This is a genomic window from Nocardia sp. NBC_01377 (assembly GCF_045040005.1).
In the GTDB taxonomy this organism is placed as follows: Bacteria; Actinomycetota; Actinomycetes; order Mycobacteriales; family Mycobacteriaceae; genus Nocardia; species Nocardia noduli.
The window spans coordinates 8,137,141-8,149,589 of sequence record NZ_CP109566.1 but is presented as its reverse complement, the minus strand read 5'-3'; the positions used below and the strand labels follow the sequence as shown (position 1 = coordinate 8,149,589).

11 protein-coding genes are annotated in these 12,449 nt (G+C 66.4%); 3 read left to right on the top strand and 8 right to left on the bottom strand.

Features of this window, described 5'->3' with window-relative positions; all coding sequences use genetic code 11:
• Positions 1 to 273 precede the first annotated feature (273 nt).
• The 3 genes from OG225_RS37545 to purS form a co-directional block, all read right to left on the bottom strand.
• Positions 274 to 756 carry a MarR family winged helix-turn-helix transcriptional regulator gene (locus OG225_RS37545; RefSeq protein WP_288049627.1) on the bottom strand — a complete coding sequence of 161 codons (483 nt, stop codon included), beginning with the start codon at positions 754 to 756 and terminating at the stop codon, positions 274 to 276.
• Between the two features lie 1,088 nt (positions 757 to 1,844).
• Positions 1,845 to 2,522, bottom strand: a complete 678-nt coding sequence (purQ, locus tag OG225_RS37540) for a phosphoribosylformylglycinamidine synthase subunit PurQ (RefSeq protein ID WP_405179425.1) — start codon at positions 2,520 to 2,522, stop codon at positions 1,845 to 1,847.
• Entirely contained in the window at positions 2,519 to 2,755 is a 237-nt protein-coding gene (gene purS / locus OG225_RS37535; protein WP_109525213.1) for a phosphoribosylformylglycinamidine synthase subunit PurS, read from the bottom strand. The genes purQ and purS overlap by 4 nt, the downstream gene beginning before the upstream one ends.
• Before the next feature lie 115 nt (positions 2,756 to 2,870).
• Between purS and OG225_RS37530 the strand changes: the two genes are divergently transcribed.
• A complete protein-coding gene (locus tag OG225_RS37530; RefSeq protein ID WP_405179424.1) occupies positions 2,871 to 3,521 on the top strand; it encodes an MBL fold metallo-hydrolase in 651 nt (216 codons plus the stop codon).
• 1 nt (position 3,522) lies between these two features.
• On the opposite strand, the gene OG225_RS37525 is transcribed toward OG225_RS37530, so the two are convergent.
• Entirely contained in the window at positions 3,523 to 4,923 is a 1,401-nt protein-coding gene (locus OG225_RS37525; RefSeq protein ID WP_405179423.1) for a dipeptidase, read from the bottom strand.
• Between the two features lie 350 nt (positions 4,924 to 5,273).
• Here OG225_RS37525 and OG225_RS37520 point away from each other — a divergent pair, with 350 nt between their 5' ends.
• Positions 5,274 to 6,668, top strand: coding sequence for a glutamate decarboxylase (locus tag OG225_RS37520; RefSeq protein ID WP_405179422.1), 1,395 nt, complete (start codon positions 5,274 to 5,276; stop codon positions 6,666 to 6,668).
• Between the two features lie 135 nt (positions 6,669 to 6,803).
• Here OG225_RS37520 and OG225_RS37515 read toward each other — a convergent pair whose 3' ends face one another.
• Positions 6,804 to 7,505, bottom strand: coding sequence for a DUF2334 domain-containing protein (locus tag OG225_RS37515; RefSeq protein WP_405179421.1), 702 nt, complete (start codon positions 7,503 to 7,505; stop codon positions 6,804 to 6,806).
• 122 nt (positions 7,506 to 7,627) lie between these two features.
• Positions 7,628 to 9,772 carry a S9 family peptidase gene (locus OG225_RS37510; protein WP_405179420.1) on the bottom strand — a complete coding sequence of 715 codons (2,145 nt, stop codon included), beginning with the start codon at positions 9,770 to 9,772 and terminating at the stop codon, positions 7,628 to 7,630.
• Between the two features lie 89 nt (positions 9,773 to 9,861).
• Between OG225_RS37510 and OG225_RS37505 the strand changes: the two genes are divergently transcribed.
• Positions 9,862 to 10,905, top strand: a complete 1,044-nt coding sequence (locus tag OG225_RS37505; RefSeq protein WP_405179419.1) for a DUF2330 domain-containing protein — start codon at positions 9,862 to 9,864, stop codon at positions 10,903 to 10,905.
• Between the two features lie 14 nt (positions 10,906 to 10,919).
• Here the strand turns inward: OG225_RS37505 and OG225_RS37500 are convergent, their stop codons facing one another.
• Complete coding sequence (locus OG225_RS37500) at positions 10,920 to 11,852, bottom strand: alpha/beta hydrolase (RefSeq protein ID WP_405179418.1); 933 nt, start codon at positions 11,850 to 11,852, stop codon at positions 10,920 to 10,922.
• 161 nt (positions 11,853 to 12,013) lie between these two features.
• On the bottom strand, positions 12,014 to 12,442 hold the full coding sequence (locus OG225_RS37495; protein WP_109525206.1) for an HIT family protein: 429 nt from the start codon (positions 12,440 to 12,442) through the stop codon (positions 12,014 to 12,016).
• Positions 12,443 to 12,449: the final 7 nt, after the last annotated feature.

Sequence of the window (12,449 nt, the reverse complement as noted above, 5' to 3'; positions counted from 1 at the left end):
TTCATCGCGGCGGCGAGATCCCCCAGGAACGAATATTTCAATTCGAATCAACCGAAATGGGCTGAGCCGGTCAATGATCCGGTTCCACACCCGCAGTCGATGTGTAGTGTACACATTCGCGATTGGCGCAATAGCGCCACCTTCCCGATTCGGACATAAGCACCCAACACCTGCTCGCCCGAAAAGAAACTCACATCACAAGAGATTCCAACAACCACAATTCGCCCGAATGCGATACATCCGACGGATGTCGCGGAACGACCGCGGACGCCGCTACTCCGGGTCGGCCGCGACCAGATCGAGCAGACGCATCAACTCGGCGAAACGACGCGCCCCCAGACGGGACTGCAATCCCTGCTCAGCACGGGTTTCCTCGATACGGACCGCGGCGACGAGATCCGCGCCGAGATTACTGAGCCCGATCAGAATTCGCCGTCGATCCTCTTCGGCGGCGACCCGATAGATCAATCCACGCGCGGCGAGATAGTCGGCATGCCGAGTGGCCGACGAAGGCGGAAGCTGCGACCGCGAAGCCAATTCGCTCATCGTCACACCAGCCTCAGTGGACAAATTGGACAACATTGCCCACTGATCGGCCGAAAGCTGTTTCGCGCACAATGCCGCATCGAGGTGATGCAGCCACCGGCGCTCCGCGGCTCGCAGCGCACCATGCAGCGTCGAATATCCGCTCACAATGGTTGTCATTATTTCCCGCCCGCCATGAATTCGCTCGAACGAGAGCAGAGTACCGAACACCGGAGTTCGGTGAGAGCCCAGACCGGCACCCGAGGATTCGAGACATCACCCCGCGTCGTGTTTCCCCACCGCAACACCACCCCCCACCCCACGCCGACAACGACACCACCCCGCCGAAATCGACAGCGGTACATGGTTTCTCAGCCGTGAACACACCCCGACCCGCCACTCCCGGTAGCCCAGGAACTTCGCCGAAACAACCGGCGCCACACAACAACCGGATTCTCGACAAGGCGATCACCCCCGGAATGCGCCACACGCTCCGACACCGGCCCCGATTGCCGATCAACACGCTCACCCCACCGCGACCAGATCGATCCCCGATGTCCCGATCACCGGCCGATCAAGTCGTCGATGCCGCACAGCAGGCCCGATCGTCTCTGTGCCACGAAATCGCCTCCGAGGAACGAACGGACCAGAAGCAGCCGTGCCGCGCTCCCGGAGCCGTCATCACCTCACTCGACTCACTCCCGGAACGAAACCTACGAGCCCCGATCGGCAACCAGCCCCACACCACACGGTCGAACCACATCCGCCGAGATGCCGCCACGCGAAGGCCATCCCCCAACCGACGAACTCGTTCTCCCGATCAGACCGCAGAGACCCGGTCGACCACGACCGCCACGGTGCTGCCCGGCCTAATGATCCTGCGGAATTAGTCGAGCGCCGACCTGGGATCTCCGGTCCGCCTGCCAGCACCCGGATTCGTGGTGGCCTGCCGACAGATGGTCGGTTCTCGAACCCCTACGGCGGCGTGTGCCCGAACTCCCGAATCGACGATCAGGACGTCAGCGACCACCACCGAGAACAACCGCAGCCCCACAGCGCGACGGCATCCGGGTCTGCGACCACAACCGCAAAGCAACTATTAGCCCCCGAGCGCCCATCCAACAACCACTCAGCCCGACGGCCCACCCCGAAAGCAACAATTCCCACCCCACCCCACCGGAGCGAGTCTTACGAACGACCCGTTCGCGGCCCGTCTCGCGTCCGAGCGGTCGAAGCGATGCGACGAAGTCGCCAGTCTCGACCGCTCGGACGCGAGACAAAAAGGGGCCGCGAACCCGCGGCCCCCGAGCCGCCAAAAATCAAGCCCTTACGAGGCTGTCCAGTACCGAAAGGAATAGCCCCATACCGTCATCACTCGGCCCGGTCAGCGGCTCGGTGGCGTGTTCAGGATGCGGCATCAACCCGACGACGCGCCCGTTGGCCGACGCGATCCCGGCGATCCCTCGCTGCGATCCGTTGGGGTTGTCTCCGGCGTACCGGAATACGACCCGCCCTTCCCCTTCGAGTTCGTCGAGTACCTCGGCCGACGCCTGGTAGCGCCCTTCTCCGGATTTCAACGGGATCAGGATCTGCGCACCGGGTTCGTAGCGTGAGGTCCACGCGGTATCCACCGATTCCACCTTCAGCCATTCGTCGCGGCAGATGAAGTGCAGGCCGTCGTTGCGGGTCAGCGCGCCCGGCAGCAGACCTGCTTCGCAGAGCACCTGGAAGCCGTTGCAGATGCCGAGGACCGGCAGTCCTTGGCGTGCGCCTTCGACGACTTTGCCCATGACGGGCGCGAAGCGGGCGATGGCGCCGGCGCGCAGGTAGTCACCGTAGGAGAAGCCGCCGGGTACGACGACGGCGTCGACCTGTTTGAGGTCGGCGTCGGCGTGCCAGAGGTTGACCGCTTCGGCGCCGGATCGGCGCACCGCGCGGGCGGCGTCGACGTCGTCGAGGGTTCCGGGGAAGGTGATGATTCCGATCCGCGCGCTCATGAGACGCGGACCACCTTCCACTCCTCGATGACGGTGTTGGCGAGCAGGGCTTCGGCGATCTGCTCGAGTTCGGCGTCGCTGACGCTTTCGTCCACATCGAGTTCGAATCGCTTGCCCTGCCGTACATCCGAGACTCCGGCGAATCCCAGACGCGGGAGCGCACCGGCGATGGCCTGTCCCTGCGGATCCAGGATCTCGGCCTTCGGCATCACCTCGACCACGACCTTTGCCACGCGTTGCTCCTCAAGTGGTATTCGGGGGGTTACCAGCGAAATCCTAGTCGCCGTCGGCGTCCCGACACCGTGCGGGGTCGGGTGAGAAGCGGCACGCTGCCAATAGCATGGGTCCATGCGAATAGCTCACTTCGGCCACTCCTGCATCCTGGTCGAGCTGCACGGTAGGAAGGTGCTGTTCGATCCGGGCAATTTCTCGCACGGATTCGAGGGCATCACCGGTCTGGATGCCATCGCGGTGACCCATCAGCACCCTGATCACATCGATCCCCAGCGTATCGAGGCGCTGATCGACGCCAATCCGGGCGCGCGGCTGTTCTCCGATCCGCAGACGGCGGCGTTGCGAGGGGAGGCGTGGGAGGCGGTGCGCGCGGGCGCGGTCGTCGAGTTGGGCGATCTGCGGATCACCGGCGGCGGTGGCAGGCACGCGGTGATCCATCCCGATATCCCGGTGATCGACAACACGGTCTTCCAGCTCGGCACCGCCGACGACCCGGCACAGCTGGTCCATCCGGGTGATTCGCTGTGGGTGCCGTCGACACCGGTCGGTGTGCTGGCGATTCCGGCGGCGGCGCCGTGGATGCGGATCAGCGAGGCCGTCGACTATCTGCGCGCGGTCGCCCCTCGGATCGCCGTGCCGATCCATTTCGGCGTCGTCGCACCGGAGGCCCGGGGTATCTATTTCGGGCGTCTGTCGGAAATGGGTCCGGCCGGAACGGAATTCACCACGATCGACGCCGAGCGCGAGCGCGAGTTCGCGACCTAGGTCACGGCCCGACGGGCCGGTCCCAGCTGCCGTCGGCGCCGTATCGGGTGAGGAAGAGAACCTCGGCCAGGGCGATGTGCTCGATTTCGGTGGGATCGACGCTTTCGTTGGGGGCGTGGATCCGGCAGAGTGGTTCCTCGACGCCGAGCAGCATGATCTCGGCGTCGGGGTAGGTGTTCGCGAAGACCGTGCACAGCGGGATGGAACCGCCCTGCCCCTGGGTGGTGGCGGGCTTGCCGTAGGACGCGGCCAGTGCCGCCTCCATCGCGGTGCGGGCCGGTCCGCCCGATCCGGAACGGAACGGCGCGCCGGTGGCCTCGGGTGTCACGGTGAGTTTCGCGTGCCACGGCGTATTCGCGGTCAGGTGGGCGGTGAGCGCCTCGAGTGCCGTGTCCGGGTCGATTCCGGGCGGGATGCGCAGATTCAGGCGGGCGCGGGCCGACGGCTGGATCGCGGCGGACGATCCGAGGACCTTCGGCGCGTCGATGCCGAGCACCGTCAACGCGGGCCTGGCCCAGAGCATGTCGGCGATGGTGCCGTCACCGGTCAGGCCGACACCGCCGAGGACTCCGGCGTCGGCGCGGAAGTTCTCCTCCCGATACTCGACTCCCGGCCATTCCTGGTCGGCGGGTAGGCCCGCGATCGTCGTATTGCCGCGAGCGTCGCGCAGTGTGGCGAGCAGGTGGATCAGCGCGGCGAGCGCGTCCGGCGCGGCTCCCCCGAACATGCCGGAATGCACGGGGCCAGCGAGGGTTTCGACGGTGACGACGACGGTGACGTCGCCGCGCAGGGTTTCGGTGAAGGTCGGTATGCCGACGGCGGCATTGCCGCTGTCGCAGATCAGCAGCGCGTCGGCGAGCAGCAGGTCGGCGTGCTCGGGCACGAAGGCCCCGAGCCCGCCGGTGCCCTGTTCCTCGGCCCCCTCGGCGACCAGGGTGATGCCGACCGGGAAATCGTCGCCGCAGACCTCGCGCAGGGCGCGCAGCGCGGTCAGGTGCATGACGATATTGCCTTTGCAATCGGCGGCGCCGCGCCCGTACCAGCGGCCGTCGCGTTCGGTCAGCGTCCACACGGGGGTGCGCCAGGCTCCGTTGTCGAGCGGGGGCTGCACGTCGTAGTGGCAGTACAGCAGCACAGTCGGCGCGCCGGGCGGCGCGTGTCGGCGGGCCACCACGGCCTTGCTGCCGTCCCTGGTCTCGTGCAGTCCGACGTCGGTGAGCCCGACTCCGGCGAAGGCGTCGGCGACCCAGTGGGCGGTCCGTTCGCATTCCTCGGCGGGGAACTGTCGCGCGTCGGCCACCGATTTGAACGAGACCAGCTGCGTGAGATCCTCTTTCGCCCTTCCCATCAGCGCGGAGATCCGGCCGCGCAACTCGGCGGTGTGCGGATCGTCGGAAGTCATGTCGTCACCCTCACGTCGTCGTCTGCTCCGGTTTCGATTCTGCCGCGCCGCCGGGTATTCGCCGAGCCCGGATTTACTCTGGCACGGACCGCGCGGTACGACGCTTCGATTCGCCGGACCGTGCGGTCCGTGTCGCACGCGCCGATCGAGCGACGAATCGGCAAATACGGCCGACGACGCCGGGGCGTGCGCCGCGTCGGCCGGAAATCGCCCGATTGATGTGAATAGCCATCATTTGGCAACATATCTTGTGGTATTGATACTCAAGCAAGACAATCAATTTCATCGAGTCTCGTGCACGTACGCACGGAACCGGCAAATATTTTCCGCCAACGCGCCCTGGAGGCGAGATGCCCGAAGATATCGAAGCCGATGACCTGTTCGCCATGGCCGCGCTACAACACGGCGCACCCCGCGCCGGATTCCCCGACAAGGAGATGTTCGCGCAGGTGGCCTACCAGCTCGTGCACGACGAACTACTGCTCGACGGGGTTTCCCGGATGAATCTGGCGACCTTCTGCACCACCTGGACCGACGACTACGCCCGCAGGTTGATGGCCGAATCGATGGACAAGAACATCGTCGACAAGGACGAGTACCCGCAGACCGCCGAGCTCGAGAAGCGCGGCGTGCGGATGGTCGCCGATCTGTGGAACGCACCCGATCCGGCCGCAGTTCTCGGTACATCGACCATCGGTTCCAGCGAAGCCGCCATGCTCGGCGGTCTGGCCGCCAAATTCCGCTGGCGAGCGCGCGGCGGACAGGGCACACCGAATTTCGTCTGCGGGCCGGTGCAGGTGTGCTGGGAGAAGTTCGCGCGGTACTTCGACGTCGAGATCCGCCAGGTCCCGTTGCGCGGTGACCATTACATGATGCGTCCGGAAGATATCGCCGCCTACTGCGACGCGAACACCATCATGGTGGTGCCGACCTTCGGGCAGACCTTCACCGGCCTGTTCGAGGACGTCGCCGGTATCAGCCGGGCACTCGACGATATCCAGGCCGCCACCGGCGTCGATATCCCGCTGCACGTCGACGCGGCCAGCGGAGGTTTCCTCGCGCCGTTCTGCTCGCCGGATCTGGTGTGGGATTTCCGCTTGCCCCGGGTGAAATCGATCAATGCCTCCGGCCACAAGACCGGGCTGGCCCCGCTCGGCGCGGGCTGGGCGATCTGGCGTGAACCGGCCGACCTGCCGGAGGAGCTGATCTTCAACGTCGACTACCTCGGCGGCGCGATGGCCACCTTCAATCTCAACTTCTCCCGCCCCGGCGGGCAGGCCATCACCCAGTACTACGATTTCATCCGGCTCGGCCGACGCGGCTACACCCGCGTGCAGAGCGAAATCTACCGGGTCGCACAGTATCTCGCCGAAGGACTGGAGGCGACCGGACTGTTCGACATGATCCACGCGGGCGATCCGAACCTCGGTATCACGGCGGTGTCGTGGCAGTTGCGCGGTGAGCAGAACTTCAATCTCTACGACCTGTCGGACCGGCTGCGCAGCCGTGGCTGGCTGATCGCCGCGTATCCGCTGCCCGCCGACCGGGGCGAGGAGACGATCATGCGCGCGGTGATCCGGCACGGATTCACCCACGACATGGTGGAGTTGCTACTCGCCGATATGGACCGCTGCCTGACCGTGCTGTGCAAACACGCGCTCGGCCTGTCCAGCGCCGAGGCGGGCGGATTCACGCACAGCGCCACCGCGGCTGTGCCGATCGAGCAGGTCGCCCCCGTCCGCTGATCGCGTCCGACGACGCCGCACGTCGCCGCCCGTTCACGCCTGTACCGGGCGGCGACGCCGATCGGGCGTCAGCTGGGTGATCCCGACCGGATACACCCGCGACATTCCCGACCACACCGCACAGGGCGGCGTCTCTCACGCCGCCCGAGCGGCGGCGAACGGCTCCCAGCGATATACCTCGCTGAAGGCGCCGTAGTAGCGGGCCAGATCCACGGCGTCGACCATGGCCTGACGCGGACCCGAGCGCTGCAATTGCGCGGCCGAGATCGCCAGGCGCAGGATGCCGCCACGTCGCGCGGTCCTCGCCGCGCCCATCACCAGCGCACGGCACCACCAGGGTTCCGCGCGGAAACCCTCGCCGATCCCGTACACCCGGGCGCGCTGGGCGGTGTTGCGTTCCAGATCCAGTACCGAGGTGAGGCCGAGCGCGAGCCGGAATCCCACGGACGGCAATGCCTCGATGGCGCCCGCCGAGGCGTCCCAGCGGGGCGCGGCGAACAGCCGGGTGCGCAATTCGGCCTGTTCCATCACCCGATCCGCCGCGGTCAGCCGCAGCCGGGCCTCGTGCCCGGGCAGGGTGGCGAATTCCGCGCGACGGCGTTTGGTCGCCGCCTGGTCGTAGCCGTGCAGCACGATGGCATCGCCCCTGGCCCGCCGTCCGCGCAGCCAGGATTGCGTCGCGGGATCGTCGGCGAGGCGGTACTTGCCCTTGAGCCGGGGCGCGACCAGCAGCGAGAGGCGGATCTCGCGCCGGTCCATCTCGGCGGCGAATTCGATCGCGGCATCCCGGGTGGTGTCCCGGATCCCCGACACGGACACGATCAGCTCGGCGTTCATGAATCAACGGTGTCAGGTCCGTGTGACGCCGACATGCAGCGAACGTGACATCACGACGAACTCCCCGTCACGGTCCGCGCCGAGGGCTCGACGCGGGCTTCGAACCCGCGCCGCCGGTCGGACTACTCGCCCGACAGGCCCAGGGTGTCCAGCACCCAGGCGTATTCGAACCCGACTTCCTTCCACTTCTCGTACCGGCCGCTGACTCCGCCGTGACCCGCGCTCATCTCGGTCTTCAGCAGCAGCGGGGAATCCCCGGTCTTGGTCACGCGCAGTTTGGCGATCCACTTGGCGGGCTCCACGTAGAGCACGCGGGTGTCGTTCAGGCTGGTGATCGCCAGGATGGCGGGATAGTCCTTGGCCTCGATATTCTCGTACGGGGCGTAGGACTTCATGTAGTCGTAGACGTCCTTGTCCGCCAACGGGTTACCCCACTCGTCCCATTCGATGACGGTCAGCGGCAGCGAAGGATCCAGGATCGAGGTCAGCGGGTCGACGAACGGGACGTTGGCCAGGATGCCCGCGAACAGTTCGGGCGCGAGGTTGGCGACCGCGCCGACGAGCAGCCCGCCCGCGCTACCGCCGTCGGCGATCATCCGATCCGCGCCGGTGACGCCGGAATCGATGAGATGCCGTGCGCAGGAGACGAAATCGGTGAAGGTGTTCTTCTTGGTGAGGGTTTTGCCGTTCTCATACCAGAGTCGACCCATCTCACCGCCGCCGCGCACATGCGCCACCGCGAACACCATGCCGCGATCGAGCAGCGACAGCCGCGACACCGAGAAGGACGGATCCATACTCGCCTCGTAGGACCCGTACCCGTAGAGCAGCAACGGTTTCGGACCTTCGGGCAGACCCTTCTTCCGCACCAGCGAGATCGGGATCCGGGTGCCGTCCTCGGCCAGCGCCCAATCGCGGTGCTGCTCGTAATCGTTCGCGTCGTAGCCGCCGAGCACCGGCTGTTCCTTGCGCAACAGCAGCGCCCCGGTGGCGGGAACATAGTCGAACACCTGGGTCGGGGTGATGAAGGAGGTGAGCCCGATCCGCAGCGTCGGCTGCTTCCATTCCGGATTCGAGCCGGAACCGACCGAGAACAATTCGAGGTCGAATTCGAGTTCTCTGCGCTCGCCGTAGCCGGTCTCGGTCAGCGGCCAGATCGCGACCCTGGTCAGCGCCTCGCGGCGGTAACTCAGCACGAGGTGATCGGAGAAGGGGTCGATATCCTCGAGCCGCACGTCGTCGCGGTGCCCGATCAGCAGGGTCATATTCGACGGATCGGCGACCGGGGCGTCGGCCAGCACGAAATTCTGCGCCTTCACCCCGTCCACGACATCGTTGTGCAAGATCAGGAACCGGTCCTCACCGGCGATCACCGCGTGTTCGGCGGAGTACTCGACGCCTTCGCGACGCTCCAGGATGACCCGGAACTCGCCCTCCGGATTGTCGGATTCCAGGACCCAGCCCTCGGTGGTGATCTTGGATCCGACCCAGATCATCAGGAACTTCTCCGAGCGGGTGGCCCCGATACTCACCCAGTAGCGCTCGTCGGGTTCGTGGAAGACCTTCGCGTCGGCCTCCGTCGCGGTGCCGAGGCGGTGCCGCCATACGGTGTCGGGACGCCACGATTCGTCGACGGTCTGATAGAAGACGTGGGTGCCGTCCAGCGACCAGGTCGCGCCGGGCGCGGTGCCGACGATCTCGTCGCCGAGCAGTTCGCCGGTGCCAAGATCCTTGAAGCGCAGTGTGTAGCGCTCGTCGCCGACGGTGTCGACCGAATAGGCCAGCAGGGTGCCGTCGTGGCTGAGGGAGAACGCGCCGAGCGCGAAGAAGTTGTGTCCTTCGGCAAGCACATTGCTGTCGAGCAATATCTGCTCGCCCTCGACCTCGGTGCCCACTTCCAGCTGGGGCGGGGTCCACGCGTCGATGCCGTCGGCATTCGCGTCGATCGGGCACCGACAGTGCACGCCGTACTGTTTGCCCTCGAAGCTGCGCGAGTAATACCAGTACTCGCCCATCCTGGTCGGCACCGAGAGGTCGGTCTCCTGGGTGCGCGATTTGATCTCGTCGAAGATCGTGTCGCGTAGGCCGCCGAGATGCGCGGTCCTGGCCTCGGTATAGGCGTTCTCCGCCTCCAGGTAGGCGATGACCTCGGGGTTTTCCTTGTCCCGGAGCCATTCGTATTCGTCGACGAAGACGTCGCCGTGATGGACCCGCTCGGTCGGCACCGTCTTGGCGATCGGCGCCGCCACCACACTCTCGACAGACATGCGGTCCACCCTACTGTTCCCCGGTCGCGCCCTCCGGGCGACGAGCGAACTCCGCGTCACCGCGGGCTCGACGCCACTAGGCTCGCCGAATGCGCACCCATACCGTCGTTCGCCTCGCCGCGACCGCCGCGCTGCTGCTGTCCGCGGTCGGCTTCGGCGCCTTCGCTCCCGCCTCCGCCTGTGCCTGCGGCGGGGTGGTCAGTCCGGGTAATTCGGCCACCGTGCACGACGAAGTCGCGCTGGCCGGGTGGGACGGACACCGCGAGACGATCGTGATGCGACTGGCCCTGGAGTCCGGTACCGACCACGCCGCGCTGATCGTGCCGACGCCGTCCCCGGCGCGGGTGAGCGCGGGTTCGCCGCAGACCTTCGCCGAGCTGGCCCGCGTGACGGCGCCGGAGATCGTCACCGAACGACACTGGTTCTCCGGTGACGGCGGCGGCGATACCTCGGCCGCGGCCCCGCCCGGCGGCGGACCGACCGTCGTGGAGCAGGTCAGTCTCGGACCGATCGAGGCGACCACCCTGTCCGGCGGCAGCCTGGACGGATTGCGGAACTGGTTGGGTGCCAACGGCTATGCGATGCGACCCGAGGTGACCGCCAGCCTTGATCCCTATCTGCGCGAGAACTGGTCGTTCGTCGCCGTCAAACTCACCGGCGCCAGGACGCTGACCGGCGCGCTCGACCCGATTCGGCTCGCCTTCGACTCCGATCGTTTCGTGTACCCGATGCGGATGTCGAGCGCGGCCGAGGATCCCCAGACGGTGCGTCTCTACCTGCTCAGCGATCACCGCGTACGGCGTGTCGACGCCGACGCGGACACGCAGTACAACAATGTCGAATTCGCGGGCAGGGTCGAGGATTTCGAGGATCAGGACCTGAAGGACCTCGCCACGGGCGGCCACGACTACCTGACCGAACTCTCCGTCGGCATCCACCGGCCGGACGCCATCAGCACGGATTTCGCCTTCGCCGCCGCCCCCACCGATGACGCCTACCGTCAGCGCGTCATCGTCACCGAATACGTCGAGATGTTCGGATTCCCCGCGGGCACAGTCATTCTCGGCGCGGCCTCACTCGCCGCGGCGGTGGTGCTCGTGGCCGTCGTCCGCGTGGTGCGACGAAACCCCTGAGCGCCGATCGCGAGCTACGCCCCGATGGCGGGGCCGATGGTCGGCCACGAGGCGTGCAGTTTGTCCTGCCAGTAGGACCAGGCGTGGGTTCCGGTGGGGCTGTATTCGATCCTGGCCGGGATACCGAGTGAGCGCAGGCGCTGGTCGAAGGCGACGGTGCAGGTGTTGATGCCCATCTCGACCGGGCCGCCGAGGATGATGTTCTCGGCCAGTTGCGGTTTGATCTCCGCTTCGTGCGGACCGGGCACCCCGGTACCGGTCGACAGGTAGATCGTCTTGCCGCGCAAGCGATCTGCCAACAGCGATGGATCATGTTCGGCCCACGACCTACTGCCCGGCGGACCCCACATATTGCCGGGGTTGCCGCCGCGATTGGCGATGGAGAACATCACCGCGCCGGTCGCGAGGCCGGTGTCGGGGCACGCGCTGTAACCCGCGACCGCGCGGTACAGCTCCGGATTGCGCGCGGCGAGAATGAAAGCCGCGTTACCGCCCATGGACAGTCCACCGATGGCGTTCACACCGTTGCCGTCGAATTCCGCATCGATGATCGGCGGCAGTTCACGAGTGAGGAAGGTTTCCCACTTGTACCGGCCGAAATGCGGATCGTCCTGCTGCCAGTCGGTGTAGTAGCCCGCCTGGCCGCCCACCGGCAGCACCACGTTCAGATTCCTACCGGCGAAGAACGGCTCGGCGTCGGTGGCGTTGAGCCAGGTGCTCTGTCCCACGCCGGGATCGAGGCCGTCGAGCAGGTAGTAGGAAGGGCGCCCGCCGCCACCGGCCGGGTGCAGCACATCGACCTGGATGGCGCGTCCCATCGCGGGTGAGTCGATGTACACCTCGGACCTCGTCGGGCTCACATCGTCGATCCGGACGATCCGCGCGGCGGTGGCCGTCGCCGGTTGGGCGACCACCGGCCCGAGCAGCGCCCCCACGATAAACAGCATCGAGACAGCAAACTTTGAAAGTCGCACGTCCCACCTCCATCAACACACACTGACGACCTCAAACGTAACTCGAGCTACGAAATCACGGGCGAGAATCAGCCAGAGAGCGTCTGTTCAGCAAACTACCTGGTCCGTAAATATCTCGACGGAGGCACGGGACGTCAGCCGCGCCGTTCGAGCGCGCCCCGGATGGAACCGGCGAGATAGTCGAGGTCGACGCGATGCGGACTGGTCGGGCGACCGCGCAACCCGAAGCCGTCGCCCGCAGTGCGCGGGATGACATGCAGGTGCACATGGAATATCTCCTGCCCGGCCAGCACACCGTCGGCCAAGAAGAAGTTGACCCCATCGCAGCCGACCTCGCTATCCCGTAGCGCCGCCGCCAGCAACTGCCCCACCTTGAACAGTTTCCCCCCGACCTCGGGATCGAGTTCGGACAGATCGCGGGCCGCCACTTTCGGCACGACCAGCAGATGTCCCGGCGTCATCGGGCGAATATCCATGAATGCCAAGACGTCCTGGTCCTCGTACACCGTGGACGCGGGCGCACGCCCGGCGACGATTTCGGCAAAGATCGTGTACGGATTCACCCCGGCA